Below are 25,692 nucleotides of genomic sequence, written 5' to 3'. Positions count from 1 at the left end.
TCAGGATGCCATGCGGTCCACGTATGCCAGATCGCGGTTCTGGGTGTTTTTCGTGCCCACTGCCAGCACATGGATATGGTTGGCTTCGTTTTTGCTGAAATAAAGCCGGCCATTATAGGCAAAAACCACTTCAAAAACCGTGGCTTTGCCCTTTTTGTTAAACACCTTGCGCTTGACCGTCACTATGGCGGAATCATTGTTTAACTGGTGGATGACCTCTTCGGCCTTCAGGGCCATGTCTTCGGTGAGTTCGGTCATGCCGCGCAAAGCCCGGTCATACATTTCCACCTGCTTGTAAAGGGCTTTAAAGCGCTTGCCCAGCCGTTCAGCTTCCTTTTCCTTTTGACGGTCCACGTTTTCCCGGAGTTTTTCCAGATCTTGGAGTTGCTGCTGGAGCCGTAAAATTTCATCCTGCTGCTGCTGCTGCTCTGAAAGGTTTTGGGAAAGCCGGTTTTCCAGATCCTCGATTTCCTCGAACATGTCTTCTTCATTTTGCTCGGCTTCCCGGCGCTGGGCATCCAGGGATTGTTTCAGTTCCGTGTATTCGTTCATCAGGTTCCGGCGTTCAGCGTCGAGCTTGTCCACCTGCCGGGCATACTCGGTTTCCAGGTTGTGCAGGCGTTCGAGTTCATCGGCCTTTTCCCGGTCTTCCCGCCGGATTCTGGCCGCGGCCATCCGGTAATTTAGGTACAGGCCGCTGCCAAACAGCAGGATATAAATCATGAGCACGACTCCGGAAAAAATGGAAAGCGGCTCAATGGTGGCTTCCACCTCCAGGGAAAGTCCCTTGTCCAGCATTTGAAAATTCTGCTGCGCGATCTTTGTGGGATCTGCGCCCATGGATTCGTCTATTTCATTCTGAAAAACGGGTGGATACAGAATTGTGCCACGCTTTGTGGCCACCGTGACATCGACTTTGACACCCATGCGGATCAGGCGGTTGTTGTCAATGTAAGATGAAACCGAATCATTGATCGCATCAGACAGATGCACGGAGCCGGCCAGCACGGCATTCATCTCAGAGAGATAGATGTTGCTGACGGCTTTCTCGTAATGGCCGGTAAAATAGCGTTCCAGTGCGGATACCGTGGCCATGTACAAAAGCGGCGGCAGCAGAATGCACAGGATGATCATTTTAAACGGCAGGTGCTTCATTGGACCCCGGTATTCTGTTTCTGTCTTTTCAGATTGGCCAGCAGGCTGCGCGCTTCCTCGGCTTCCTTAAAGTGCTCCTCAAACCTCAGGGCTTTTTCCAGGGTGGATTGCGCCCGTCTGAAGTCGCCCTTTTTGTGATAGGTCATGGCCAGGTGATAAAGGATTGTGGGATTGGCCGGCAGCTTTTCCAGGCTTGCGGAAAATTCCCGTACGGCCGCATCATAAAGGCCCATTTTAAAATAAACCCAGCCGAGGGTATCGGCCACCCTGGGATCATCGGGCATACTTGTCCTGGCCCGTTTGGCCAGGTCCAGGGCATGGCTTAAATCCTCCTGCCTTTCCGCCAGCAGGTAGGCCAGATTGTTGGCAGCAGGGGCAAAATCCGGATTGATCTCCAGGGCGCGCCTGTAGGCGGCCATGGCTTTTTCATCGTCCTGGCGCATATAATGTAAAATGCCAAGCATCATGGGCAGCATTACCTGGTCAGGGTTTTGCCCGGCGGCTTTTTTGAAATTTTCAACGGCCCGGCTGTCTTCTCCGGTCTGGATGTAGAGTTCGGCCAAGGAATAGTAGGCCGGCAGATGATTGTCATCCTGGAGAATGGACTGTTTGAACAGGGATTCCGCTTTTGCAGGCCGGTTTTGCAGCAGCATGAGCCGGCCTTTTAAATAAAGGAGCGGGGCCAGGCTTTGGGGTTTTCCGGCAAATTCTTCAATGCGGTGATCACAGCGGGCAATGGCCTGGTCAACCTTGTCATCGGCAATCAGCATTTCCACGAGATTGACAAATGCCTGCAAGTGTTTCGGGTCCCGGGCCACTGCGGCTTCAAATGCGGAAGCCGCTTTTTGATGGTTCTTGTGTAGCCGGTAGATGAGACCCAGGTTGTAATAGCCGGCCGGATTGGCCGGGGCAATGGTAATCATGCGTTTGAACAAAGCCTCAGCGGTTTTGTAATCCTGCTTGCTGGCATGGATGTCGCCGAGCATGGCCAGGGCCTGCAGGTTCTGCGGAGATACCGCAAGGGCCTGCTTGCAGGCTTCCATGGCCTGGGCCAGGTTGCGCTCCGAGTAGTAGATTCGTGCCATCATCAGCCGGGCGGACGGGTATTCCGGACTGTTGGGTCCGATTTTGGCCAGGCTTGTCTTGGCGGCGTTTACCTCGTCGGCCTGCAAATGGGCCATGGCCTGGAGATAGTTGATTTTATCGGGTTCGGCAAAATTCTTCCGCAGATCGGCATACAGGGCAATGGCGTCATTGTACTGCCGTTCGGCCATTAGCACGCGGCCTTTGAGCAGGTGGGCCGGCAGATAATCCGGCTTTTTTCCCAGGGCCCTGTTAATATGGTGCCTGGCCTTTTCCAGTTCGTTGCAGCTGATGTAGAAATCCGATAAAGCCAGCATCAAACCGATGTTTTCCGGCTGCAAAGACAGGGCCTTTTGGTACAGGGCCAATGCCTTTTCCCGGCGGTCCTGTTTTGTATAAAATGAGGCGGCTGCCAGATAGGAGCGGATATTGGCCGGATTGGCGGCAATGGCTTTTTGAAAGGTTTCTTCGGCATCCTCCCACCTGGACCGGCTGGCAAAGTGATTGGCCAGGATCAAATACAGCTTGGGTTCATCCGGGCGGACAGCCAGGGCCTCTTTAATGATCGCTTCGGCGCGGTCCATGTTGTTGGACCGGGCATGGATTTCATAGAGCCCCAGGCGCAGGGGCAGGGACTTGGGGTTTTCGTCTATGCCGTTTTTGAGAATTTCAATGGCCCGCAGCGGATCCTGTCGCTGGATGGCGATGCTGGCCAGGGATGTGTAGGCCCGCTCCCTTGACGGATCAATATCGATGATCCGTTCGTAGATATCCACCGCTTTTCCCAGATCATGTTCCTGGGTATTGATACCGGCCATGAGAAACAGGGCGGACAGATTGTTTTCCTCCTGCTTCAGCACGCGCTGCAGCAATTGCTTGGCCCGGGAAAAATCCTTTTGCAGAAGATAAAGGGTTGCCAGACGGAGCTGGATATCGCTGTTGCCCGGATTGAGTTCACCGGCCTTTTTAAAAATAGAAAAGGCTTTTCCCATATTGCCGAGACGAAGATAGGTTTCCCCTAGACTGGAATAGGCCGGGGCAAACCCGGGATCAATCTCGATTACCTTTTGAAGGGCATCACGGGCGCAGACATAATCCTGGTTGTCAAAACATTTGCGGGCCTGGTCATAATGCGTCTGTTTGCGCCGTTCTTCAGGATCCTGGCATGCAAGGCAAAAGCACAAAGCAACCAGGATGACAAACAGCAATCGTGTCTTTGACATGATTGGCGTATCCTTTGACAAATCAATGATTCTCAGTCGTTTTATCTTGCTGTTCCAACAGGGGATGGCAGGATGATTGCGGTTTTTCCGGAGTGCTGCATGCGCATGCATGTTTATGCCCTTTCTGCCGTAAACAAACGTGGCATCGGTTGTCGGCGCACATCTGGCAGGAAAAGCAGTCCGGGCAGGGATTTTTTTTGGGCGTATCAGTATCCGGGTCCGGAACGTAAACTTTGCCTTTCAAACCGGGGACGTTGACAAAGGGCATGATAAAATTCCTTATTTGGGGTTTTCTGCCGGAAACTCCAGGCTTTCGGCGTGCCCGATTCTGTGATCCCCGCAAAACACCATCAGCCGGCCGTCTTTTGCACAGGCAAGGGTCATGTTCACCGACCGGGCCAGGTCCACTGCCAGGGCCGTGGGACGGGATATGCCCACAAGCATTTCAAGGCCGGCTCGTCCGGCCTTTTGCACCAGTTCGTAGCTGAGTCTGGAAGACATGATGGCCAGACATGCGTTTTTCATCTGGTTTAGCATAAACACTTTGCCAATGGCCTTGTCAAGGGCATTGTGTCTTCCCACGTCTTCGGCAGCAGCCATGGGTTCCATGGAATGATTGAAAATCACAGCCGCATGGGAGCTGCGGCTTTTGCGATACAGGGGCTGATAGTCGGGCAGCTGCTCCACGCCGGCCATAATCCGGCTGACGGGAAAAACAGTGGCTGCCTTGACCGGGACAAGAACCCGGGCAATGTCTTCTATGACTTCTTTGCCGCAGATTCCGCAGCTGGTCTGGCTGACGAATCCCTTGCGTTCCAGCAGCCCGGCCGCCTGAATGCGCCGCTCTTCTGTGAGGGTCAGGGTGGCCACGTTGGTCTGGTCCTCTGTACAAAAGCTGATGGTGACAATGTCCTCCGGGTGATCCACAAGCCCCTCGGCAAGGCAGAATCCGGCCACATGGGCGTTTTCATCACCGGGTGTGCGCATGACAACCGAGTAGGGACTGCCGGCCACGCGTATGGACAGGGGCTCTTCTGTGATCAAAGCCTGGCTGCGCTCCTTGCGCCGGTTTTCTGCATATTCGGCATAGGTCGCCATGACATGGGTTGGTTGGGCAATTTCATTCATTGTGTCCACTTATATGTTTTGACAGGTATATTCGTCGCACTCCTTTTGGGTGAGCACTTCCATGGCAAAAAGGATTTGTTTTTCTTTTTGCCGGCGCTGCGCTGACAGCACCAATGGCTGTTGACTTTCCAGCACCCGGGCCGCATCGCTTCTGGAAATAACGGCTTCCAGGCCGGTGCCGGTCACCCGCCCCGTGGCCGTGTCAATAATCTCAGCATCCTCTGCGTTGGTCACCACTGCCCGGGCAATGGCTTTGTCGTAAAAAATGCGGGCTGCAGCCACGGCTGTACGCCTGCGTGATACAATAGAGCCCGGCCGGTATAAAATCAGCATCAGGGGGTTGTCACCGGCATGCACGACAAAATCCACAAACACCTGCCCGGTCTTTTTGTCGAGTTGCAGTTGCATCTGCTGCCGGGCCTGTATTTCGTTTTTGGCATAGCCTTTTTCTTCGACCAGAAACCGGGCAAGCTGCTGCCGCCGTCTTTCATCATGGGTATCAAAAAGGCTTTGGCCCGTGAGAAAGTCCGTGGTTTTTCCCAAAATCAGGTGGTGGGTTCCCATAACCGGTCCTTTTTCCTGCTGATGAGAAAAATACCATAAGTGGCCCGCAGGTTGGGAAGGGCCGCCACAATCCGGCCGCTTTTGTCCTGTTTGTCCGTGTTAATGGCCACTTCTTTTTGAATCGTAAACCCCATTTCCCTGGCAAATGCCCGGAAATCCCTTATGGACAGAATACGGATATTGGGGGTGTCATACCATTGATAGGGCAGCTGCGGGGTTACCGGGGCGTGGCCGGTAAAAAGTCCCTGCAGGCGCACATGCCAGTGACCGAAATTGGGAAAACTCACAATGGCCTGCTTGCCGATGCGCAGCATGGAATGAATCAGGGTCAGCGGATCATAGACTTGCTGCAGGGTCTGGCTTAAGATCACGTAGTCAAAGGCGCCTGCGGGATAATCATGGACTTCCTGGTTGATATCACCCTGGATGACGCTCAGTCCCTTTTCAATGCACCTGACGACTTTTTCCTCCACCAGTTCAATGCCGGTTTCCCGGACCTGTTTGCGGTTTTTGAGGTAGGCCAGCAGTTCGCCCTCGCCGCAGCCAAGGCCGATAACCCGGGAGCCGGGGGTGATCCAGGCGGCGATGACCTGCAGATCAAAGCGCAGCTTGTTTTCCGGTATCTTCATAGACACTGTCGATAAACCCTCTGACCAGATTGGTCAGTCGTTGATTGGGCAGCAAAAAAGCATCATGGCCCCATTCCGCCTCGATTTCACAAAAACTCACATCCCGCCCGCTTTTTTTCATGGCCTGGACCATTTCCCTGGACTGGTAGGTGGGATAGAGCCAGTCAGAGGTAAAAGAGACAACCATGAATTTTGCCCGGCTTGCGGAAAAGACGGTTACCGGGGAATCCGCCCGTCTAAAGCGGGTCAGGTCGAAATAATCAGCCGCTTTTGTGATATAGAGAAATGAGTTGGCATCAAAACGCTCCACAAACTTGGCCCCCTGGTGGCGCAGATAGCTTTCCACCTGAAAGTCCACGTCAAACTGGTAGGAAAAATCCTCCTTGTCCTGCAGGCGCCGTCCGAATTTCCGGCGCATGGCCTCGTCTGACAGGTAAGTGATGTGCCCGATCATCCGCGCCACGGAAAGTCCCACATCCGGCTGCTTTTTGCCGTAATAATCGCCCTGGTTCCAGTTGGGATCTGCTGCAATGGCTTGGCGGGCCACCTCGTTGAAGGCAATGGACAGGGCGGAATGGCGCATGGTGGTGGCCAGGGCAATGGCCGAGCAGACGTTTTCCGGATATTGCACGCACCATTGCAGCACCTGCATGCCGCCCATGGAACCGCCGATCAAACACAGGATCCTGTCAATGCCCAGGTGTTCCATCAGGGCCTTCTGGGCCCGGACCATGTCTCCGATGGTGACAAAGGGAAAATCCATGCCGTAGGGCATGCCGGTTTGCGGGTTGACAGCACAGGGCCCGGTTGATCCCATGCATCCGCCCAGCACGTTGGAGCAGACAACAAAATAATGGTCCGTGTCTATTCCTTTGCCAGGGCCGATCATGTTTTCCCACCAGCCCGGCTTGTCATCATCTTTTGAATAATAGCCCGCTGCATGGCTGTCTCCGGTCAGGGCGTGGAGGACCAGCACCACGTTGCTGCAGTCCGGATTCAGGGTGCCGTAGGTCTCATAGGCCAGGGTAATGGGCCCGAGCCTGGCCCCGCTGTCAAGGGGCATTTCGTTTGGCGGGTGAGCAAAGGTGAAAAATTGCTTTTCCACAATGCCCACGGACCGGCCGGATTGGTCATGGGTGATGTATTCACTCATTTCAGCGGTTTTCTGATTGTTTTATGATACATCAAGGGGGGACCTCATTAATGAGCGATCCCCCCTTGGTTTGCCATGTGCTTATCTGATACTACAGAATCCCTGCGGATTCAAACAAAACATGCGGTTTATGGTTTATGCCAGTTCCCGGCGCTCGGCCATGTCCACGAGTTTGCGCTCCCGGGTCTTGTGAATGCCCAGGGCCTTTCTCTTGGCATCGATATGGGCGATCATTTTCTGCGCCATTTCATAGGGATCGGGTGTAAATCCCCATTTGCCCAGGCCCTGTTTTTCCAGCCCATTAAAGAGCAGATCGTGAAACCGGGTGTTTTGAGTGACCGGGAAGGTGACCCCGAATACCGTGTACACCCCTGAAGCCACAAAGTACTGGCCGATGGAAATGGCTTTTTCACTCATCCATTCCGGGGCTGCTCCGGCCACGGGCAGTTCGGCAATGCTTTCGCCCAGGCCGCCCACCTTGACCATCTCGCTTGCGGCGATCAGGATCCGGCTGTTGTCCACGCATGAGCCCATGCCCAGCACCGGAGGCATGCCCACGGCCTCGCAGACCTCGCTTAAGCCCGGGCCGGCCAGGTATGCCGCCTCAGGCGAGCACAGGCCTTCCTTGGCCAGGGCGATCTGGGAACATCCGGTCTGAAGCACCAGCACGTCGTTTCGGATCAGTTCCTTGACCAGTTCCACGTGCACCCAGTCCTGCTTGACCCGGGGGTTGGTACATCCCACAACTCCGGCCACACCGCGAATCCGGCCGTTGATAATATTGTCGTTCAGCGGTGTATAGGAGCCCCGGAAGGTTCCGCCGAGCATGTAGTTGATGTACTCGTAGGAAAACCCGTGAATACCGGTGTTTCGGATATTGGGAATCTGCACCGGGTATTTGCGGGACTTGAACCGGGAAATGGCCTTAATGACCACTTCATCTGTGCACGAGGACGGGTCGTCTTCGTGGAATTCGATGTGTTCTGTGTTTTCGATATGGCACCTGGGGTTGGTGGTAAACAGATAGGTGCCGTAGCAGTCCGCAACCTTGGACAGGCCCTGCTGGATGCATTGGACGTCCACGGCCATGGCATCGACTGCACCGGTGACCATGATCGCTTCTGTGGAGGTGAAGTTGCCGGCGTGTGGAATGCCGTGGCGCGACAGCATTTCTGCACCGGAACAGCACATGCCCACCAGATTCAGGCCTTCGGCGCCGGCGTCCTTTGCCGCCTGGGTCAGGGCCGGGGAATTGACAGAGGCCATCATGGACTCAAACAGGTTGGGTTCATGTCCGTGGATGATGATATTGACCTGGTTTTCCTTGAGAACGCCCATATTGACTTCCGCGGCCACCGGTACAGGGGTGCCGAACAGGATATCAGAGATCTCTGTTGCCACCATGGAGCCGCCCCAGCCGTCGGACAGAGCCGTTCGGTTCCCCTGTTTCATGATGTTTTCATAATGCTGATCCACGCCCATGTGGGTGCGGTGCATCATTTCCATGATTTCGCGCATGGCGCCCCGGGGCACGATGTCCAGCTTTCGCCAGGTTTCCAGGGTCTTGGGCGGAACCCGCTTGGCAAAGGGAACTTCGCCTTCCACCTGGGTATAGGTTCTTTCCAGTTCCTCGTAGAGTGCGTGGGCCACTTCCTCGGTGGTTTTCTCCTCTGTTTCAATGCCGATGGACGCGGCGACTTCATTGAGCTTGATGGGGTCCTTGATGGTGTAGTCCGTGATTTTGCCGTTGACCACTTCCCGGAACAGATCCAGCATGGCCATGCCGTGGTCGGTGTGGGCCGCTGCTCCGGCTGCGATCATCCGGCCGAAGTTTCTTGCCTGGATGGTGTCAATGGTGGCCCCGCAAACCCCAACTTTTGCGTAGGGATCCTTGGCATTTAACCGGCAGGGACCCATGGCGCAGTGCTTGCAGCATGCCGAATCCGCGCCGATGGGGCAGGCCTTCATGGTCGCGGACCGGTCAAAGCAAAGCTCCACTCCGTCTTTTCGGGCCTTTTCAATCATTTGGCCGGTTGAGTCGCAAATGGTGATGTCTTGGATGTCAGGAAGGGTTTTTTCCTTGGTTTTTTTCGTATCCATACAACCTCCGTTTAAATGGATTGGGCTTTTCAATAAGCCTGTTGCCGCCGGTTCGTCCGGCGCTTTGAGCGTGTATGTTTCAAATAATAATCCTTGAGAAACATATTTCAAGAAACATGCCATGAATTTTTGTCGATTGCGCGGAAAAGACCATATTTTGATGACAGGGGCGTTTTGATAATGATTTCAGCAAAAAAGAGGGAAAAGGCATGGTTCGTGCATCTAAATAAGAGCAGGAAAAATGCCAGGATTGGATTTTGAAGTTCTGTTTTTACCGAAAAAAGGAGAAAAACCAATGATGACAGACATTGAGCAGCTGCGCCGACAGCCTGAAATTATCAATGAAATTGATTGGGAGATGACCCCGGAAGAAGCCGTGCGCCTCTATCTGGAATGGGGCAACAACTGGGTTTACGGAAAGTACGTGATTCGCTCCAAGTCCGATGTTTCCCATTATTTCGTGGTTTACGCATGGGATGAACCGCCGGTGATTTACCTGATTCGACGCAATTCCGAGCAGGCAGAGGAACTGGCCAAAATTGCCATGCCGGACTGGCTGGTCCGGCGTTTTCGCCATGATACAGGTTACCAAAAGGGGGTTTATGCCATTGAGGGAGAGGTGCGCCAGTGGCTGGAAGGACAACTGGCCGGGATTTGAGCAGATGACAGCATTGTTTGTTTCACGGGTATAAGAACGTGATACATTTTTGTGTCAGGATACAGTTAATGCCCTTGGCCGGCCGGCTTACTGAAGGAAATCGGGTGGCAAATTTTTTTCAGCATATTATGTTTGGAAGAATAAGGATGAAATATGACAGTATCGCAAAGCGCAAATGCAAACCGGCTGAAACATGAAAAAAGCCCTTATCTGCTCCAGCATGCAGACAATCCAGTGGATTGGTTTGCGTGGGGAGATGCGGCCTTTGAAAAGGCAAAAACAGAAAACAAGCCGGTGCTGGTTTCCATCGGGTATGCCACCTGCCACTGGTGTCACGTGATGGCAGATGAATCCTTTTCCGACCCGGAAACCGCCCGGATCATGAACGAAAATCTGGTCAATATCAAAATCGACAGAGAAGAGCGGCCGGATCTGGATCAGATCTATATCACGGCCGTCTCAGCGCTGACCGGGTCGGCGGGCTGGCCTTTGAACGTGTTCTTAACCCCGGAGGCCAAACCTTTTTTCGGGGGCACGTATTTTCCGACCCGTCAGCGCTTCGGCATGGCCTCCTGGAAACAGGTGGTGGAATCCGTTGGCCGGGCCTGGCAGGACCCTGAACAGCGGCAGAAACTGCTGACCTCTGCGGAAAACATCACAGCTGCGGTAAAGGCCCATCTCCAGGAGATGGAAGCCGGCGCCGGGCAAAACCGCCCGGACAAGACCCTGATGGATGCGGCTGCAGCCGGGTTTGCCGAAAATTATGATCCGGAAGCCGGCGGCTTCAGCCGGGCGCCCAAATTTCCAATGCCTGCGGTTCTGCGGTTTTTGCTGTTTTATTACCGCCTTCTGCGGTTTGACAATGATCGGGCGCAAAATGGTCAAAAATTCCTGGACATGGCTGTCCACACCCTTTCACAAATCAGCCGCGGCGGGGTTTACGATCATCTCGGGGGTGGATTTCACCGGTATGCCACAGACAATGCCTGGCACGTGCCCCATTTTGAAAAAATGCTTTATGACAACGCTCAGATGATCCCGGTGCTGCTTGAGGCTTACGAGATCACAGGTGATATCCGTTTTGCCCGCATTGCCGGGCAAACCCTGGACTACATCCACCGGGACATGACCCATGAGCTGGGCGGATTTTATTCTGCAGAAGATGCTGACAGCTATCCCCTGGATCTTTCGGCCTCGGACTCACCGGCACCTGGCGGCCATAAGACCGAAGGCGCGTTTTATGTCTGGGAAAAATCAGAAATTGATTCCATTCTGGACAAAGACGAATCCGGGATTTTCTGCCGGTATTACGGCGTGGGGCAAAACGGCAATGTCAAGGCCGATCCGTCCGGTGAGTTTTCCGGCAAAAACATCTTGTATGAAGCGCGCAGCATCGACGCGGTTGCCCGGGAGACCGGCATGGAGGAAAAAGCGGTTGAATCCATTGTCCGACAGGCCGCAGAAAAGCTGCGCACGGCCCGAAACCGCCGCCCGCGGCCGTTTCGGGATGAAAAAATTCTTGTTGAATGGAACGCGCTGATGATATCGGCCCTGGTCAAGGCATCCCGGATTCTCGGGGATGAGGCTTATCTGGACAGGGCCCGGAAGGCGGTTGACTTTATCCTAACCCGCATGGTTTCACAAGACGGACGACTCTACCGGAGATGGGCTGACGGGCAGCGGGCGGTTTTTGCCATGGCCGGCGATTATGCCATGCTGGTGCAGGCACTGCTTGATCTTTATGAACATAACCTTGATCCGGTATACCTCCGGGAGGCCCGGCAGATGGGGGCTGTCATGCTGGATTTGTTTTTTGATGACAAACAGGGCGGGTTTTTCATGACAGCGGCAGAGCAGGACAAACATTTGATCATGCGGCCCAGGGATTTGACAGACAATGTGATCCCCGCGGCCAACTCCGTGGCTGCCCAAAACTGTGTCCGGCTTTTTCGGATCACCGATGAACAGCGTTTTTACGAGGCGGCCCAAAAAACGTTTCAGGCGTCGGAAAAGCGGCTCCGGCAAAATCCCCAAACTGCGCCCCGGCTGCTTTCCGCCCTTGGACGGTTTCTGGAAATACAGGGGGACTCAGTGGACGCCCCGTCCTGATGAACCCGGATAACAATTGTAATTGATTGATGACAGCAAAGGAGGTTTCGTTATGGCCAAACAATACCGCTTAAAAGCAAAATGTCCCCAGTGCGGGTGCAGTGCCGTGATGCATCTGACCCCTGAGGAAATTGAGAAAAAATTCGGCAATGTGCCCAATGCGAAGCTGGAATGCTCCCAGTGCATGGAAAAATACGAAGTGGCCATGAAAGACGCTTGTCCGGAGTGGGACAAGGAATGCCAGGCCATGAAATAGAAGGCCGGAAAAGGAACTGCGATGGACTTCAAACAGGTCATGGACAACCGCAGGGCGGTGAATTTTTTTGATCCGCAACAGGACGTGGCCGATGATGTGCTGCGCCAGATCATTGAAACCGCGGCCAAGGCCCCGTCAAGCTTCAACCTGCAGCCCTGGAGCCTGATGGTCCTGCGGGATCATGAGGAGAAACTGCGCCTGCAGAAGCACGCATGGGATCAGCCCAAGGTCAGCGAAGCACCGGTGACCCTGATTGTGCTGGCGGATATGGATGCCTGGCAGGCCGGTCACCCCTTTGTGGAGAAAAATTTTGACTCCCTGGTGAAAATCGGTATGATGTCAGAATCCCAGCGGGAGTGGTTCCATGATGCCTGCAAGAACCTGTATGGTGCAAGTACTGAGCGGCAGGCGGCCTTTGCCTGCAAAAATACCGGTTTTTTCGCCATGTCTTTGATGCTTGCGGCCAAGGATCTTGGAGTGGATACCCATCTCATGGATGGCTTTGACATCGAGGGCGTGCGCAGGGAATTTCATATTCCGGCAAATTACTGGATTCCGCTGCTTTTGTCCGTAGGGTATTTCAGGTCAGACAAAACCCTTCTGCCGGCAAAATGGCGCAAATCTTACGAGGAAATGGTTGTGCGGTTTGAGTGAAGACCCCGGTATATTGATCAACCCGGGTGTGATTGACAGGCCGCTTGTTGAAAATCCAGGTTCAGCCGATGCCCCAAGGAGTTGTGAACATGACAGATGAACAAGACATTAAGGTATATGCATTAAGTACTTGCGGACACTGCAAAAGGGCAAAGGAACTGCTCAATGAATGCAATGTCAGCTATGATTCCGTGGAGGTGGATCTGCTCGACAGCGAAGAGCGTCAGGCAGTGCTCGAGGATGTCAAGGCGTTAAATCCCCGCTGCTCGTTTCCAACCATCCGAATCGGTGAAAAAGTCATTGTCGGTTACAAGGAAGATGAAATCAAGGAGGCGCTGGGAATCTCATGAATGCCCAAGAACTGTATGAAAAGCTCAAAAAGGTGCAGGAGCCCAAGGGTTATTACTTCAACAAGGACCGCGAGCTGGTTTTTGAGCTGCTCGAGGGGCTGCTGGCCAACAAGGAACGCTATGGCCACATGAGCTGTCCTTGCCGGCTGGCTTCCGGTGACCTTGAAAAGGACAAAGATATTATCTGCCCGTGTGTTTACCGGGAGCCGGATGTCCGGGAATACGGCAGCTGCTATTGCCACCTGTATGTCAGCGAGGCCTGGAACAATGAAACCATCCCGCATGTTGTTGTCCCGGAGCGGCGGCCTGTAGAAAAGATGTTTTAATGCCGGCTACTGTAATGCTCACTTTTAAGGAGTACATGTTTCATGACAGATACATCCGCGTGCCCTGAACCGGAAGCCGGGGGCAAGCCGGTCAAAGACAGCATGGTGATCGTCTCCCAGGTCATGCAGCCGGCAGATGCCAACCCGGCCGGAAACGTGCATGGGGGCACCATCATGAAGCTCATTGACAATTCCGCCGGGGTAGTGGCCATCCGCCATTCCCGGGGCAACGCGGTCACCGCGTCCGTGGACCGCCTGGATTTTCATCACCCCGCATTTGTCGGAGATCTTTTGATCCTTTCGGCCAGCCTGAATCTGACCGGCCGCACTTCCATGGAAATCGGCGTGCGCGTGGAGGCCGAAACCCTGCTGACCGGCCAGCGCCGCCACATTGCTTCGGCCTACATTACCTATGTGGGCTTAGATGCGCAGATGAAGCCCCGGCCCATTGCCCCGGTCATTGTCCGTACCCCGGAAGAAAAGCGCCGCAACAAAGAGGCCATGGCCCGGCGCAAGGCCCGGCTGGCCGAAAAAACCTCCGAGAAAGAATCCGAAGAAAAATTTTTCCAAGAAAACGCCAAATGACCGATATTCAGGAAGAACCCCGGGAGATACCGTTTCGCAATGCCTACTGGGTGGAAAAAAACCGGCTGATGGCCGGTGAATATCCGCTGTCCTACACCCCGGAGCAATCCGGAAAGCGGCTGGAGGCGCTTTTTTCCGCAGACATCCGCAAAATAGTGGACCTGACCGAACCCCAGGAAATCGGACGTTTGAGCCTGCATCATCCCCCCTATGCGGAAGTGGTCCGCCTTGTGGCCCGTCAAAAGGGAATTGAAGCGGCTTATACCGCCATGCCGGTCCGGGATTTTGATATTCCGGACCGGAAAAAGCTTATGGAGATCCTTGATGAAATCGATGTCTCCATAGCCCATGGAAAGCCGGTCTACGTTCACTGCTGGGCCGGCATCGGCCGCACCGGCACGGTTGTGGGCGCCTACCTTGTCAGGCACGGCCATCCGGCCGATCCCAGCCTGCTTGATACCATTGATGATCTTCGCCGCCATACGGCCACCGCTTCCATGGCCTCGCCTCAAAGCGTTATGCAGCGGGAACTGATTCTTTCCTGGAGTTACGGGGAATAGCCATTTTCGCCTGTTTCAGATGTTTTTGCGGAAAATCCCCTTGCATTGCCCGGCGGAAATTCCCTATAGTATTTAGTTTCAGTCTTATGCTCAAATTTGTTTCTGACTGACAAAACATGATGGCATCGTAAACAGTCTGATTTCAGATGGTGCCGTAAAAAGTTCAAGATCAAGGCTTGCGCAATTTCGAAGAATGCAGGGTGCTTATCTACACCGGAAATTCTGAAAAATTGCATGTAACGCAGATATTGGACTTTTTACGGTGCCATCAAACATAGCGCACGAATAAAAGGGGGTTGTTATGACAGAGCGTGTAGTGGTGATCGGTGCGGTGGCAGCAGGTTCCAAGGCAGCTTGCCGGTTTAAGCGTCTTCGTCAGGATGCAGAGGTGATCCTTGTTGACGCGGATACCTATATTTCTTACGGCGGCTGCGGCATTCCGTATTATGTTTCCGGCGATGTCACCGATGAAAAGGAACTGCGCTCCACCAGCTTTCATATGGTCCGCGACGAGGCGTTTTTCAAAAACGATAAAGGGGTCGAGGCCATGACCGGCACCCGGGCACTGTCCATTGACAGGCAAAACAAGACCGTCCGGGTCCGCAAGTCAGACGGCCGGGAAACCGATCTTTCCTATGACAAGCTGATGCTGGCAACCGGTACCCGGGCCAAGAATCTGCCCATTTCCGGAATGGATCTTGAAAACGTTTACAGCGTGGGCAGTCTGCACCAGGCCATGGCCATCAAGGAACTGGTCACCGGCGGTCAGGTGGAAAAGGCCGTGATTATCGGTGCCGGGTTCATTGGCCTGGAAATGGCCGAGTCCCTGGCCGACATGTGGGAAATCGAGACCTCGGTGGTGGAATACTGCAGCCAGATCATGCCCGGCTTTGTCAGCCGGAACCTTTCGCAGATGGCCCAGCGCCGGATGGAGGAAAACGGGGTCACCTTTTACCTCAATGAATCGGTTGAGGCCATCGAGGGCACTGACGGCCGGGTTTCAGCGGTGAAAACCGGCAGCCGTACCCTGGAGGCTGACCTTGTGATTTCCGCCGTAGGCATTGCGCCAAACGGGGAACTGGCCAAAGAGGCGGGCCTGGAGGTGGCCCCCGGCGGCTTTATTGTGGTCAACGACCGGATGCAGACCTCTGATCCGGATATATACGCCGGCGGCGACTGCGTGCAGGTCACCAATCTGATTACCGGAAAGCCGGGATTTTATCCTTTGGGCTCCATTGCCAACCGCCAGGGCAGGGTGATCGGAACCAACATGGCCGGCGGAGACGCCTGTTTCAAGGGAGCGGTGGGATCTTTTGTGGTCAAGCTGTTTGACGGCGCACTGGCCGGTGCCGGCCTGACCCCGGAGCGGGCCTGCAGCGAAGGCTTTGACGCAGTGGGCATCCAGGTGAGCCAGTTTGATCGGGCCCATTTTTACCCGGAAAAGGAAATCATTTTCCTTGAGCTGGTGGTGGATCGAAAGACCCGGCGGGTGCTGGGCATCCAGGGTTTCGGCGGGGAGTCCAGCGGGATGTATGCCCGAATCAACGCCGTGGCCGCCATCCTGCAGTACCAGCCAACGGTCGAGGATGTGAGCAACCTGGAGCTGGCCTATTCGCCGCCCTTTGCCTCTGCCATGGACATTGTCAATGCAGTGGGCAATGCTGCGGAAAATTATTTGGAAGGCCGGTACAAGCCCGTTGATGCAGAGGCCTTTGCAGAGTGCTGGAACAACCGGGACTGCGGCAAATATTTCTTCCTGGACTGCCGGGCCGAAGCCGATGCCAAGCCTTTTGAGGAAAAATATCCGGATATCTGGAAAAGCATCCCCCATGACCAGCTCCAGGCCCGGATCAACGAGGTGCCCAAGGATAAAACCCTGGTGCTGGTATGCAATACCGGCGTGCGCTCCTTTGAGGCCCAGATTAACCTGGCGTCCTGCGGCATTACCGATACCTTAAATACGGCCACGGGCGTGGCCGGCATGAAGGAGTGCGGGATTCGTTTTTAATTTTAATTTTCTGGTGATTTTTCTGACAGCCGCCCGTGGATCGCTGATCTGCAGGCGGCTGTTTTCATTTCCCCTTAAGCGGCAAACCGCTGCCGGCAGTATCGGTCCATGATGCACAGGGCCGAAAGGGCGGCCGTGTATTCGATAAGCTCCGGAACGGAAATGGCCTGGTTAAACCCGCCCAAATGCGGGCCGGTAAGGATATGGATGTCCTGGCTGCCCTTTTTCAGGCCCTCAATGGAATGTCGTTTAAAACCCCGGCTTTCCAGAAACCGCCTGAACTGCTCATCATTCATGGCCTCCTGCTCGGCAACGCGCAGGATTTCTTCCATGTGGCGGTCAACGCCCATCTCCTCGATCAGGCGGCGGCTCAGGTTTTGCGGGTCAAAAGGCAGGTCCGCGCAAAAGGCCGTTTGGGTAAAGCCCTGGTAATAGGATTTGAAAATATCAATGAGTACATGGCTGAACCATTGCCGGTCAAACAGATCCCGGGCGTCCACCGGACACCCCTGATCATCCACGCCGATTCTGGCCTCATCATGGTTTCTGCAATAGCTGCCGGCCACGAGAACCAGGCTCAGTACATGGGTGCCGATGTGGTCGTAGAGCTGGCGGGTGGGGCCGTCAAAGGCGATGAAGTGTTCAAAGTCCCGGATGCCGCTTTTGCTGATGTTGGGAAACCGGCATGATGCCAGCCACTGGTCCAGGCGGCCGGCGCGCCGCCATTGATAAAGCCCTGCATCGTTTCTGCGCTGTCGCTGTACTCGGTTGTGAAAAAGGGGGATCGGGGCGGTGTGGACGATGCCAATGGATGCCAGGTGCCCGAAAATGCCGGCATTTCTTTCCAGAATGGTTCGGCATTCTTCCTTGCCGGGCATTTTTCCGTTGTCCGGGTGATTGGGATAGGCAAAATAGTCCGGTCCGGTCTGAAATGCAATGGCGTGGCGGCCCTTGTCAATGTCTGCGCCCTCGGGGATCGCAAGGGTTTTGTCCTCGATACGAAATATCACTGACGCGTGTTGGACCGCGGCCGGCCGGGGAATGTCAAAGGCAAAGGGTGCAGGCAGTTCCAGCCGGGACAATTGCTGCATCCAAAACGTTTCTGCGGCCAGTTCCGAGAGTCTCTGGCCGGTGCGGGCAAATTTGAGCACCAGAATGCTTTCGGGCCTTTCCGGGTCTTTGACAATGGCGCTTCTTCCCATCCAGTGCAGCAGATCCACCGACCGCCTGCCAGCTATGGCTGAAATATCGCACACTGGTTGGACTGCAGGCTCCGGGAGTTGTAAACGGGTTTGCTCTGGCCTGTTTTCCGCCGCGGGAAGGGCGCCCATGGCTTCTGCCACAGCCCTGAACCGATGGCCGTTGTGTGCGGCCAGCAGGCGGGAGAGGGTTTTTCCCGCCGTTCGGGCCATTTCTTTTTCCGGCGCCCGGCAGATGATGTCTGCAATGGCGTCGGCTGCTTTTTTAAACAGAAAAAAGACCTGGCGCTGGCTGTCGTGCTCGTTTCCTTCAAGCACGCAGCAAAGGGCATGGATTGTGCCGGCGGTGACAATTTCGGGCTGGGTTTCGATGATGTACTGGAGATTGGCCACCTGCATGTAAGTGGCCGTAAAATCGCTCCGGCGGCCGGCCAGATAGTTTTCGGCGTCAATGCGTTCGTTTTGTAGGTTCCAGGAGTACATGGCTGCCGGCTTTTTACCGCCACGCTCCGGATTGGTCAAGTGGTTTTGCCATGTTTTGTTCCCGGAGTCCCTTATTGATGGCACCGTAAAAAGTCTGATTTTAGATGGTGCCGAAAAAAGTTCAAGATCAAGGCTTGCGTAATTTCGAAGAATGCAGCGTACTTATCTGTACGTGAAATTCTGAGAAATTGCGCGTAACGCAGATATTGGACTTTTTGCGGAGCCATCTTTATTGTTTTGCCAGAAAACCGGTAATGGTCTGGTTAAACGGCTCTGCCGCCTCGATGTTGCTGAGGTGAAAGGCTTGGGGCAGGGTCACCATTTCAGCCCCGGAGATAGCATCCCGGATTTCCTGTGACATTTCAACAGGGGTTCCCGGATCGTTTTCACCTACCAGGATTAGCACCGGTACGGAAATCCGGCCGATTTTGTTTTTGATGTCAAAATTCCGGATCGCCCGGCAGCATCCGGCAAACCCGGCCACAGGCGTGGCCAGAATCATGTTTCTGATTTTTTCCGCAATATCCGGATGCGCTTTTTGAAACTCCGGGCTGAGCCATCGCTGCATGGTGCCGTCTGCCAGGGCGGCCATGCCGTGCCGCCGGGCCGCGGCAATGCGCTCCTCCCAGTCCTGATGGGTTTCTTGAGGAATTTTGCAGGCGGTGTCGCAAAGAATCAGGGAAGAGACTTTTTCCGGGTACAGCAGGGCCATGTTCTGGCCGAGCATGCCGCCCAGGCTGATGCCCATGAAGTGCGCGCCTGGGATTTCCAGGGCATCGAGCAGGGCTGCGGCATCGGATGCCAGCATTTCCATGCTGTAGTCATTGTCCGGTGCCGACGTGGCCCCGTGGCCCCGCAGGTCATAGCGCAGCACCTGGTATTGCTGTTCAAGGGTTTTGATCTGATCGTCCCAGATGCCCATGGTCCCGGCCAGGCAATGGCTTAGCATGACAACCGGTGCGGACGCCGGTCCCGTGAGTTGGTAATGGATGTTTATGCCGTTTGCTTCTGCCTGCATGCCACTCTCCTTGTTTTCTGCCCCTGGGTTTAAGGCTGACCGGTTATCCAAAGGTTCTGTCAAACAGTGCGGCTATGGCTTTTTTGCCGTTTTCCGCCAGATAGCGTGTCCCGGTTCCCGTGAAACGGGGCTGGGTGATCACCGGCGGGTTTTTTTCGCACTCGATCCAGTCTGTCTTGTCCCATTCAAACCACGCGTTTTGTTTTTGATCAAAGACATATAACGGCTTGTTGCAGAGTTTTGCAAATTCAGCACCCCAGCCGGTGCCGCCCTTTACCGTCTTGTCATCCAGGATCTCGCCGACAACGTAGATTTCCCTTCCGCTGTTGATCTGATACCAGATGCTCTGCAGAACCTTGCGGATCATCGGGGTTTTGGCATAGCGCCGGTTCATCAGCCTTGAGATATATTCCAGGCTCACATCCCCGTTTTTCAGCTCTTCCTGGGTCAGCACCCGCATTCCGCGGCTGCGGACAATGGCATGGCCCTCAAATGAGAAATTGACTTCCTCTATCCCAAATCGCTCGGCATTGGCCCCGAATTCCGCCTCGGCGCCTTTGGTGCCGCCGCTAAACAGTATGCAGTCTTGCTTGTCCATGATGCGTGCTTCCTTTTTTATTAAAATTGATGTGAATTGGTTTTTCAGCAGGTCAGGTGAAAGCCTGCAGCCACCAGAGCGCCTGTTTCAGCCGCTTCATTGAATTTTTGGGCCGCCTCAGCAGTGGGGTATGCCTCGATTGAAATGCCCAGGGCCCGGCATTCCTCCCTGACCGATTCGGCCACTGACATGCGTCCGCTGACCCCTGTGCCGATGATGAGTTTTTCAGGGGTGCCGTCAATTATTGCCCCCAGGTCTTCGGGCACAAGGTTGTGGCCCTGGCGGCGGCGCCAATTGTCCCGAACGTTTCCGTTTGTATCAATGATCAGGTCAGAGGAAAAGGTTTTTCCGTTAATCGTCATTTGTCCAAAAGCACAATGATCGATTCTGGGATAGGTCATAACAATCCTTCAGTCGGTAATATCCCGGGCCCAGCTCATGGCTGCGGCCACAGAGGGAAAACCCATGGTGGAGGTGAGCACGACAAGGGCGTGGTGGATTTCCTCCCTGCTGGCGCCCTCCTTCAGGGCCCGGCGGGTATGGCTGTGCACGGCTCCTTCCAGCCTGAGGGCGGCGGCTGCGGCCATCTGAATAAGCTCAACGGTTTTTGCATCCAGGGGGCCTTCCTCGCGCGCGGCCTGGCCGAGCTCGGAGACGGCCTTCATCAGCCTGGGATGTTCAGATTCCATGACCTGATAATTTTTGGGCAGTTTTTTTTCAGCCATTTTTTCTGCTCCCTTTTAAAATTTGGACAATGTTGTGCCGGCAATCCCGGCCCGCCTTTTAATGGTTTCTACTGCCAATATGCCTTGTCATTGAGATGTGTCAAACAAAATCAGCCGGTTTTTTTGGGTATAAAGTTCTTTCAGGCGCTGCCCTTTACCTCATGTGCCGCGATGCATAAACCGATGCCAATATGACCAGTGCCACGGCAGAACCAAAGTATAATAGTTCCAACCTGGCGCCAAGCTCCACTGACTGCTCAAGGAAAAGGATCACCATGATCACGATTGAAACCTGAATAATTGTAATTTTCAGATCGTGAAAGCTTTTGATATTCAAGACATTGAGAAAAGTGCTGTTTTCCACCCGCAATGGCGTAATGAAAAGCCGATAGAGACTTACGGAAATCGTTTGCAATGTAATGGCGATAAGCAGCAGGTCTAATATTTTTAACAGCTTAACAGCAAGCATTTTACCGCTCTCGGTAGTCGTGGGAACTTCCTGGAGCAGGTCCATTAGCAAATGGATCAAAACACTCAAACTTCCAAAGTACAATACAATCGCCGATACCGAGGCGGCTCCAATCGCGATCAACACAAGATAACGACTGCTCTGGAAAATTTTTTCGATCATCTGGCTATCCCTTGAGGTCAACAAAAGGCGTGCCAAAACGAGTAAGCGCCGGTTTTATCGGGCTGAACCAAAATCCGGGCTGTCCATCATGCATGCCGGCGGCAATTCGGTCAATGGCGTTTAATTGTAACTTTCACGGATGGTTTCATCACCCATGGTCGGGTCGATAAGCGGCTTCCACGCAGGGTCATCCCATGTTTTGAGATGTATATGCATTTCCAGATACTTTTTCGGGATCGGGTGAGTGCCGACAACGACTTTGACCGCATAGCGTTTTTCAAGAAAAGCCTTAAATGTTTCAATGTAGGGACAGGGAGGATAGCCAACCACCAGGCCTGTGGCCAGGTGAATGACTTCTGCGCCATTTTTCACCATCTCTTCGCCCGCATACTCGATATTGCCCCCGGGACAGCCATCACAGGTTGTAAAACCCACCAGCTCAACTTCTCTGTCCTGGTATATATCAAAAGCCCCCTCCTTGTTTCTCATGGCCCGGAAACACTTTCCACCCGCACAGCGGCGGTAACGATCACAGATAATGATGCCAATCTTTATCTTTGAATCCATTTCCCTTCCTTTCAATTTTTGATGGATTGATCGCCTGTGTATCTTCACCAGCCCGACCTGACGCCAACAGGTTGCCCCAATAGGACCCGCTCACTGAAGAGTTTAACCGAAACGCCGAATTTTTCAAACAAATATTGCCTTGTTTTCTTTGATTCCCAAATCCCTTATTTTTTGTTGGACTGACGCCAGATTCCCCATTTTTCAGCCTCCTGGATCAACTCTTCGCGGAAGTCGGGGTGGGCGATGCTGATGAGCTTTTCCGCGCGCATCCAGGTCGGGCAGGCCGTCATCCGGGCACTGCCGTATTCGGTAACAATGGTATCCACCATCTGCCTGGGGATCGTGGTAATGCTGCCCTGGGCAAGCGCCGGGATGATGCGGGACTGGAGATTGCCGCCGGCGTCCGTATAGGTCGAAGCCAGGCAAATGAAGCTCCGGCCGTTTTTGGACCAGGATGCGCCCAGGACAAAGTCCCACATGCCGCCGTTTCCGGAAATTTGTTTGCCGCCCGAGCTCTCCGCATTGACCTGGGAGAACAGATCCACCTGAACGGCATTGTTGATGCTGACCATGTTATCGTTTTGCGAGATCACCCGCGGATCGTTGGTATAATCCACGTTACAGGAGGCAAGGGCCGGATTGTTGTCAATAAAGTCGTAGAGGCGCTTTGTACCGATGGCAAAGGTATAGACGCAGCGGTAGCGGTCGATGTTTTTACAGGCGCCGGTCATCCGGCCCGACTCGATCATGTCCACGTAAGCATCCACCAGCATTTCCGTGTGACCGCCCAGGTTTTTGAGATCCGAATCCGCAATCATCCGGCCCACGGCATTGGGCATGGCGCCGATGCCCAATTGGATGCAGGCGCCGTCATGGATAAACGGCATGAGGTTGGCCGCAATTTGCCTGTCGGTCTCGGACGGTTCAGCCAGCGGTGCATCATAGAGGTCCTGATCCTCGGGAGCCTGCTCCACGATGTAGTCCACCCGGGAGATATGGACCGACTCCTCGCTGCCGCCCAGGGCCACGGGCTGTTTCCGGTTGACTTCGATGATAACGACGTCTGCGGCCTCGATGCAGGCCGAGGCGCTGGAGTTTTGCGGTCCAAGATTGAAAAACCCGTGCTCATCCATGGGAGTGGCCTGACAGATGGAAATCCATTTGTGCTGCCTGTCTGTCTCCCGGTTGTGATCCACGGTCCGGTATTTGCGGCTGTCGGTCAGGTGCCGGTAGTAGAAAGGCCCCCGGTGATACTGAATGGGGCAATAGTAGATGGGATTGACCTCCTGGTGCAGGATCCGGGTCAGCTTGCTCCAGTGCCAGTCAATATAAATGAAGCTTTCCGGAAAATTTGTCACCGCGGGCACGGGCGGCAGGTTGACAGCTGAATAAATGCATACATCCCGGAGTTCTTCGGCTCTTCTGGCCAGCGCCTGATCGCAGGCCACGGGCTTTCCGTTAAAAAAACCGTAATCAACCACGTCACCGGATTCAACACAGCCCACGGCCGCATCGGCAGAAACCCGTTTTCTCTGATACGCGTCCTTTTCACTCATTTTGTCTTTCCTTTGCTTTATAATACCCTCAAACAGTTTCAGTCAAATACCGGGAACAACATGTTACGACTCAAAAGAAACCGCTTATAAAAGAAATGAATTTGCTTATGCAAGCAAAATCCATTTATGGGCGGCTTGAGCCGGCATTTTTCCGTCTTTGCAGGAAGCGGCTTTGCTGAATTGGAGAAAATGAATAACTATCTGAAAATTGAAGTACGTTTTGGGAGGGTAGGGTTGACCGGTAAAATGAACAGATGTCTCAGATGAGAAAAAAGTTTAACAGGTTCATTATGTTTCCATTTCTTCCATTTCAGTCAACTCGGCAAAAGTTGAATACAAGTATGTTGGTCAAAGCAAAGACACCAGCTAAGTCAAGATGAAAATAGGCTCTGTCATCTATTCCGATCATTGCTCTGGCAGCAATCTCCTGATCTCCTCGCCAATATAAAATGTATAGGGGTACGTATGGCAACCCGGGCAATCGAATCGCAATGTCGGCTCCCTCAAGCAATTCACCGCCGATTTCAAGGGCACGATGGAGCAAATGATCCGAAGCCTTTTCGAATTGTTGAGCCAATGGTCCGGATGCAAGAGCATGCGCTCCGGTAAAAAACATTCGTCCACCGGGAAGTTCTTGTGGCACAGTCATCCGTCCACTGGGCGGCACTCCCTTGGAAATAGATAAGGTGGTTAGCAGTACAATGCCGGCTTGATAACTGACCGGATAATCGGCATTGCCTTCCACATTGATTCGCTGATTAGCGGGATCAATGATATATTGGACACCCAACAGCGGCACTTTGAAGAATTGGCCATCCCATACCGCACCCACAGCCTCCGCTGCCTGTTGAGATGAACGATTGCACAGATCGATCCATGATGCCGCTGGTATTTGGTCCGCCCGCCGGAACAATCCTTTTTGAGATGACGCCATTTGAGTTATACCTCTATGGGTTAATAGCCGCTTTGACTTCTTCCGACCCAGGGCAGCAATTCCTTTTTGATGAAATATAAATTCATATTGAGGTAAAGTCCCTGTTGATTGTTATGCGGAGTCGAAGGTTTCGCTTATCGGCCGGCTGCTGCACTTCTGCAAATGATATCGGCGGCTGCCTCTATCCCGGCCGCGATCAGGGCCTCTTTCGAAAGTTCATGCCGGTGCTTCATTCCGTGGCCGGTCAAAACGTAAATACCGTGTGCACCGGCGTTTTCCGCAAACGCCACATCATGGGGATGATCCCCTATCGCAAATGACCGGGAAAGATCGATTCCGTGCTCCTTTTCCGCCTTTTTGAGAAAATACGGTTTGGGTTTGATGCATTCGCAGTTGTCCGAAGAATCATGGGGGCAGACGTAGATGTCGGTGATCCGGATTCCGCATTCGGCCAGGTAAGACACCACATGTCCGTTGACGCACCCGACATCGTCCATCGTCAGCAATCCCTTGGCAACGCCGGACTGATTGGTAACGATAAACAGATCAAAGAGTTCGTTTAATCGGCGCAGGGCAGAAACGGTTTCTGTAAAAAATATCACCTGCGAGGGGCGGGAGAGGTGGCCCCGGTCCTCGATAATGGTACCGTCCCGGTCCAGAAAAACCGCGGGCCGCTTTATGTTGTTTTCAATGACCATGGAGTCAGACGCCTTGTTTTAACCCTTATCTCCGGACGATTCTTTCCCTAAGCCCCTTTGCCTTTCAAGCAATAATTTCCAGCGTCGCTGACGATGCCGGTAAAAAATATGCGCAAAAAGCCAAATCACCGGTGAGCGTAAGCCAGCGCTGATTTCGATCTTATCAATGTAATGCACCTTCCCGGGATATACTTCATGGAAAGTGATGTCGTGGTTCCATACCCGTGTAAGCTTTCCTTTTTCCTGACTGGAAATGGTATTTGCGGTTTTATCAATTTTCACCAATTGAATGATATGGCGACCGAGAGGAATGCACTTTAAAAAGAAAAGCCTCAGATTATACTTTTTCCCAACGATCCACTCTCCATCCAGCGCGCCCGCTTCATCGGGGATAAAACTGAGAATTGGCCAGGCCACAAACTGAAGGGCTTTCGGCTCAATGATTTTCTGCCAAAGATCTTTCTCCGTACAAATAAAATGTGTCGAAATCCGGGCGATCATTTTCTTGCTTTCCTTTATGGGCCAACAAAAAGTTCAGCTGCCGGGTTTACGAAGTCGGCTGGCGCGACAGGTTCGCCGAAGAATCCTTTTCCGGCGTCATCCAAATCAATCCATCCTTGAAAAATAAAAATATATATAATTTTTTTGGGTCATCCGGTAGATGCCGGGATAGACTGAAATTCCCAGATAGTTGATCGAAGACTCAAGCACATCGGTCGGACCGGCGGCGGCCCGAGAATGG

Annotated in this window: 27 protein-coding genes; 9 read left to right on the top strand and 18 right to left on the bottom strand. The window is 53.6% G+C overall.

What is annotated here, in order from left to right; translation table 11 throughout:
• The 7 genes from HNR65_RS08360 to cooS form a co-directional block, all read right to left on the bottom strand.
• Nucleotides 1-1,155, bottom strand: coding sequence for a hypothetical protein (locus HNR65_RS08360; RefSeq protein ID WP_181551043.1), 1,155 nt, complete (start codon nucleotides 1,153-1,155; stop codon nucleotides 1-3).
• Complete coding sequence (locus tag HNR65_RS08355; protein ID WP_181551042.1) at nucleotides 1,152-3,461, bottom strand: tetratricopeptide repeat protein; 2,310 nt, start codon at nucleotides 3,459-3,461, stop codon at nucleotides 1,152-1,154. Before HNR65_RS08355 ends, HNR65_RS08360 begins: the two co-directional genes overlap by 4 nt.
• Before the next feature lie 279 nt (nucleotides 3,462-3,740).
• Nucleotides 3,741-4,589, bottom strand: coding sequence for a formate dehydrogenase accessory sulfurtransferase FdhD (fdhD, locus tag HNR65_RS08350; RefSeq protein ID WP_232364714.1), 849 nt, complete (start codon nucleotides 4,587-4,589; stop codon nucleotides 3,741-3,743).
• Nucleotides 4,590-4,598: 9 nt separating this feature from the next.
• Entirely contained in the window at nucleotides 4,599-5,153 is a 555-nt protein-coding gene (locus HNR65_RS08345; protein WP_181551041.1) for a type I restriction enzyme HsdR N-terminal domain-containing protein, read from the bottom strand.
• Entirely contained in the window at nucleotides 5,135-5,782 is a 648-nt protein-coding gene (gene metW / locus HNR65_RS08340) for a methionine biosynthesis protein MetW (RefSeq protein ID WP_181551040.1), read from the bottom strand. The genes HNR65_RS08345 and metW overlap by 19 nt, the downstream gene beginning before the upstream one ends.
• Nucleotides 5,751-6,935: a homoserine O-acetyltransferase MetX gene (metX, locus tag HNR65_RS08335; protein WP_181551039.1), complete on the bottom strand. Its 1,185-nt coding sequence runs from the start codon at nucleotides 6,933-6,935 to the stop codon at nucleotides 5,751-5,753. Before metX ends, metW begins: the two co-directional genes overlap by 32 nt.
• A 135-nt stretch (nucleotides 6,936-7,070) precedes the next feature.
• Entirely contained in the window at nucleotides 7,071-9,035 is a 1,965-nt protein-coding gene (gene cooS, locus HNR65_RS08330; protein WP_181551038.1) for an anaerobic carbon-monoxide dehydrogenase catalytic subunit, read from the bottom strand.
• 295 nt (nucleotides 9,036-9,330) lie between these two features.
• On the opposite strand from cooS, the gene HNR65_RS08325 reads away from it, so the two are divergent.
• From HNR65_RS08325 to HNR65_RS08285, 9 genes are all read left to right on the top strand, one after another.
• On the top strand, nucleotides 9,331-9,693 hold the full coding sequence (locus tag HNR65_RS08325) for a DVU0772 family protein (protein ID WP_232364713.1): 363 nt from the start codon (nucleotides 9,331-9,333) through the stop codon (nucleotides 9,691-9,693).
• Between the two features lie 153 nt (nucleotides 9,694-9,846).
• Nucleotides 9,847-11,802, top strand: coding sequence for a thioredoxin domain-containing protein (locus HNR65_RS08320; protein WP_181551037.1), 1,956 nt, complete (start codon nucleotides 9,847-9,849; stop codon nucleotides 11,800-11,802).
• Between the two features lie 52 nt (nucleotides 11,803-11,854).
• Nucleotides 11,855-12,058 (top strand): hypothetical protein, encoded by a 204-nt coding sequence (locus tag HNR65_RS08315; RefSeq protein WP_181551036.1) that lies wholly within the window; start codon nucleotides 11,855-11,857, stop codon nucleotides 12,056-12,058.
• A 21-nt stretch (nucleotides 12,059-12,079) separates the two neighbouring features.
• Nucleotides 12,080-12,712, top strand: a complete 633-nt coding sequence (locus tag HNR65_RS08310) for a nitroreductase family protein (protein ID WP_181551035.1) — start codon at nucleotides 12,080-12,082, stop codon at nucleotides 12,710-12,712.
• Nucleotides 12,713-12,801: 89 nt separating this feature from the next.
• The gene (locus HNR65_RS08305; protein ID WP_181551034.1) at nucleotides 12,802-13,062 is read left to right on the top strand and encodes a glutaredoxin family protein; all 261 of its coding nucleotides are present in this window, start codon (nucleotides 12,802-12,804) and stop codon (nucleotides 13,060-13,062) included.
• Nucleotides 13,059-13,388 carry a ferredoxin-thioredoxin reductase catalytic domain-containing protein gene (locus tag HNR65_RS08300; RefSeq protein ID WP_181551033.1) on the top strand — a complete coding sequence of 110 codons (330 nt, stop codon included), beginning with the start codon at nucleotides 13,059-13,061 and terminating at the stop codon, nucleotides 13,386-13,388. The genes HNR65_RS08305 and HNR65_RS08300 overlap by 4 nt, the downstream gene beginning before the upstream one ends.
• Before the next feature lie 42 nt (nucleotides 13,389-13,430).
• A complete protein-coding gene (locus HNR65_RS08295; RefSeq protein ID WP_181551032.1) occupies nucleotides 13,431-13,973 on the top strand; it encodes an acyl-CoA thioesterase in 543 nt (180 codons plus the stop codon).
• Nucleotides 13,970-14,533 (top strand): protein-tyrosine phosphatase family protein, encoded by a 564-nt coding sequence (locus HNR65_RS08290; protein ID WP_181551031.1) that lies wholly within the window; start codon nucleotides 13,970-13,972, stop codon nucleotides 14,531-14,533. Before HNR65_RS08295 ends, HNR65_RS08290 begins: the two co-directional genes overlap by 4 nt.
• Nucleotides 14,534-14,834: 301 nt before the next feature.
• Nucleotides 14,835-16,541, top strand: coding sequence for an FAD-dependent oxidoreductase (locus HNR65_RS08285; protein ID WP_181551030.1), 1,707 nt, complete (start codon nucleotides 14,835-14,837; stop codon nucleotides 16,539-16,541).
• A gap of 74 nt (nucleotides 16,542-16,615) precedes the next feature.
• Here HNR65_RS08285 and HNR65_RS08280 read toward each other — a convergent pair whose 3' ends face one another.
• From HNR65_RS08280 to HNR65_RS08230, 11 genes are all read right to left on the bottom strand, one after another.
• Nucleotides 16,616-18,262, bottom strand: coding sequence for a SidJ-related pseudokinase (locus HNR65_RS08280; RefSeq protein WP_181551029.1), 1,647 nt, complete (start codon nucleotides 18,260-18,262; stop codon nucleotides 16,616-16,618).
• Nucleotides 18,263-18,452: 190 nt separating this feature from the next.
• On the bottom strand, nucleotides 18,453-19,241 hold the full coding sequence (gene pcaD, locus HNR65_RS08275) for a 3-oxoadipate enol-lactonase (RefSeq protein WP_181551028.1): 789 nt from the start codon (nucleotides 19,239-19,241) through the stop codon (nucleotides 18,453-18,455).
• Between the two features lie 43 nt (nucleotides 19,242-19,284).
• Nucleotides 19,285-19,839, bottom strand: a complete 555-nt coding sequence (locus tag HNR65_RS08270) for a hypothetical protein (RefSeq protein WP_220128328.1) — start codon at nucleotides 19,837-19,839, stop codon at nucleotides 19,285-19,287.
• A gap of 44 nt (nucleotides 19,840-19,883) precedes the next feature.
• Nucleotides 19,884-20,240 (bottom strand): Mth938-like domain-containing protein, encoded by a 357-nt coding sequence (locus tag HNR65_RS08265; protein WP_181551027.1) that lies wholly within the window; start codon nucleotides 20,238-20,240, stop codon nucleotides 19,884-19,886.
• A 9-nt stretch (nucleotides 20,241-20,249) separates the two neighbouring features.
• Entirely contained in the window at nucleotides 20,250-20,564 is a 315-nt protein-coding gene (locus tag HNR65_RS08260) for a carboxymuconolactone decarboxylase family protein (RefSeq protein WP_181551026.1), read from the bottom strand.
• A gap of 154 nt (nucleotides 20,565-20,718) precedes the next feature.
• Nucleotides 20,719-21,195 carry a YqhA family protein gene (locus HNR65_RS08255; RefSeq protein WP_181551025.1) on the bottom strand — a complete coding sequence of 159 codons (477 nt, stop codon included), beginning with the start codon at nucleotides 21,193-21,195 and terminating at the stop codon, nucleotides 20,719-20,721.
• A 120-nt stretch (nucleotides 21,196-21,315) separates the two neighbouring features.
• The gene (locus tag HNR65_RS08250; protein ID WP_181551024.1) at nucleotides 21,316-21,762 is read right to left on the bottom strand and encodes a CGGC domain-containing protein; all 447 of its coding nucleotides are present in this window, start codon (nucleotides 21,760-21,762) and stop codon (nucleotides 21,316-21,318) included.
• 164 nt (nucleotides 21,763-21,926) lie between these two features.
• Entirely contained in the window at nucleotides 21,927-23,318 is a 1,392-nt protein-coding gene (locus tag HNR65_RS08245; protein WP_181551023.1) for an acetyl-CoA hydrolase/transferase family protein, read from the bottom strand.
• A 310-nt stretch (nucleotides 23,319-23,628) separates the two neighbouring features.
• The gene (locus HNR65_RS08240; RefSeq protein WP_181551022.1) at nucleotides 23,629-24,252 is read right to left on the bottom strand and encodes a DUF3786 domain-containing protein; all 624 of its coding nucleotides are present in this window, start codon (nucleotides 24,250-24,252) and stop codon (nucleotides 23,629-23,631) included.
• Nucleotides 24,253-24,386: 134 nt separating this feature from the next.
• Nucleotides 24,387-24,950, bottom strand: coding sequence for a D-glycero-alpha-D-manno-heptose-1,7-bisphosphate 7-phosphatase (locus HNR65_RS08235; protein ID WP_181551021.1), 564 nt, complete (start codon nucleotides 24,948-24,950; stop codon nucleotides 24,387-24,389).
• Nucleotides 24,951-24,968: 18 nt separating this feature from the next.
• On the bottom strand, nucleotides 24,969-25,451 hold the full coding sequence (locus HNR65_RS08230; RefSeq protein WP_181551020.1) for an Rv1443c family protein: 483 nt from the start codon (nucleotides 25,449-25,451) through the stop codon (nucleotides 24,969-24,971).
• Between the last annotated feature and the right edge of the window lie 241 nt (nucleotides 25,452-25,692).

Source organism: Desulfosalsimonas propionicica, from assembly GCF_013761005.1.
Classification (GTDB): Bacteria; Desulfobacterota; Desulfobacteria; order Desulfobacterales; family Desulfosalsimonadaceae; genus Desulfosalsimonas; species Desulfosalsimonas propionicica.
This window is presented reverse-complemented; position numbering and strand designations above follow the sequence as displayed.

Bases quoted from the DNA above. Each gene is read 5' to 3' on its own strand.
- HNR65_RS08230 (WP_181551020.1), bottom strand. From the start codon at position 25,451: ATGATCGCCCGGATTTCGACACATTTTATTTGTACGGAGAAAGATCTT.
- HNR65_RS08325 (WP_232364713.1), top strand. From the start codon at position 9,331: ATGATGACAGACATTGAGCAGCTGCGCCGACAGCCTGAAATTATCAAT.
- HNR65_RS08240 (WP_181551022.1), bottom strand. From the start codon at position 24,252: ATGGCGTCATCTCAAAAAGGATTGTTCCGGCGGGCGGACCAAATACCA.
- HNR65_RS08315 (WP_181551036.1), top strand. From the start codon at position 11,855: ATGGCCAAACAATACCGCTTAAAAGCAAAATGTCCCCAGTGCGGGTGC.
- HNR65_RS08265 (WP_181551027.1), bottom strand. From the start codon at position 20,240: ATGACCTATCCCAGAATCGATCATTGTGCTTTTGGACAAATGACGATT.
- HNR65_RS08320 (WP_181551037.1), top strand. From the start codon at position 9,847: ATGACAGTATCGCAAAGCGCAAATGCAAACCGGCTGAAACATGAAAAA.
- pcaD (WP_181551028.1), bottom strand. From the start codon at position 19,241: ATGCAGGCAGAAGCAAACGGCATAAACATCCATTACCAACTCACGGGA.
- cooS (WP_181551038.1), bottom strand. From the start codon at position 9,035: ATGGATACGAAAAAAACCAAGGAAAAAACCCTTCCTGACATCCAAGAC.
- HNR65_RS08290 (WP_181551031.1), top strand. From the start codon at position 13,970: ATGACCGATATTCAGGAAGAACCCCGGGAGATACCGTTTCGCAATGCC.
- HNR65_RS08250 (WP_181551024.1), bottom strand. From the start codon at position 21,762: ATGGATTCAAAGATAAAGATTGGCATCATTATCTGTGATCGTTACCGC.
- HNR65_RS08360 (WP_181551043.1), bottom strand. From the start codon at position 1,155: ATGAAGCACCTGCCGTTTAAAATGATCATCCTGTGCATTCTGCTGCCG.
- HNR65_RS08245 (WP_181551023.1), bottom strand. From the start codon at position 23,318: ATGAGTGAAAAGGACGCGTATCAGAGAAAACGGGTTTCTGCCGATGCG.
- metX (WP_181551039.1), bottom strand. From the start codon at position 6,935: ATGAGTGAATACATCACCCATGACCAATCCGGCCGGTCCGTGGGCATT.
- HNR65_RS08285 (WP_181551030.1), top strand. From the start codon at position 14,835: ATGACAGAGCGTGTAGTGGTGATCGGTGCGGTGGCAGCAGGTTCCAAG.
- HNR65_RS08295 (WP_181551032.1), top strand. From the start codon at position 13,431: ATGACAGATACATCCGCGTGCCCTGAACCGGAAGCCGGGGGCAAGCCG.
- HNR65_RS08255 (WP_181551025.1), bottom strand. From the start codon at position 21,195: ATGATCGAAAAAATTTTCCAGAGCAGTCGTTATCTTGTGTTGATCGCG.
- HNR65_RS08355 (WP_181551042.1), bottom strand. From the start codon at position 3,461: ATGTCAAAGACACGATTGCTGTTTGTCATCCTGGTTGCTTTGTGCTTT.
- HNR65_RS08270 (WP_220128328.1), bottom strand. From the start codon at position 19,839: ATGGACAAGCAAGACTGCATACTGTTTAGCGGCGGCACCAAAGGCGCC.
- HNR65_RS08305 (WP_181551034.1), top strand. From the start codon at position 12,802: ATGACAGATGAACAAGACATTAAGGTATATGCATTAAGTACTTGCGGA.
- HNR65_RS08235 (WP_181551021.1), bottom strand. From the start codon at position 24,950: ATGGTCATTGAAAACAACATAAAGCGGCCCGCGGTTTTTCTGGACCGG.
- HNR65_RS08310 (WP_181551035.1), top strand. From the start codon at position 12,080: ATGGACTTCAAACAGGTCATGGACAACCGCAGGGCGGTGAATTTTTTT.
- HNR65_RS08260 (WP_181551026.1), bottom strand. From the start codon at position 20,564: ATGGCTGAAAAAAAACTGCCCAAAAATTATCAGGTCATGGAATCTGAA.
- metW (WP_181551040.1), bottom strand. From the start codon at position 5,782: ATGAAGATACCGGAAAACAAGCTGCGCTTTGATCTGCAGGTCATCGCC.
- HNR65_RS08300 (WP_181551033.1), top strand. From the start codon at position 13,059: ATGAATGCCCAAGAACTGTATGAAAAGCTCAAAAAGGTGCAGGAGCCC.
- HNR65_RS08345 (WP_181551041.1), bottom strand. From the start codon at position 5,153: ATGGGAACCCACCACCTGATTTTGGGAAAAACCACGGACTTTCTCACG.
- fdhD (WP_232364714.1), bottom strand. From the start codon at position 4,589: ATGAATGAAATTGCCCAACCAACCCATGTCATGGCGACCTATGCCGAA.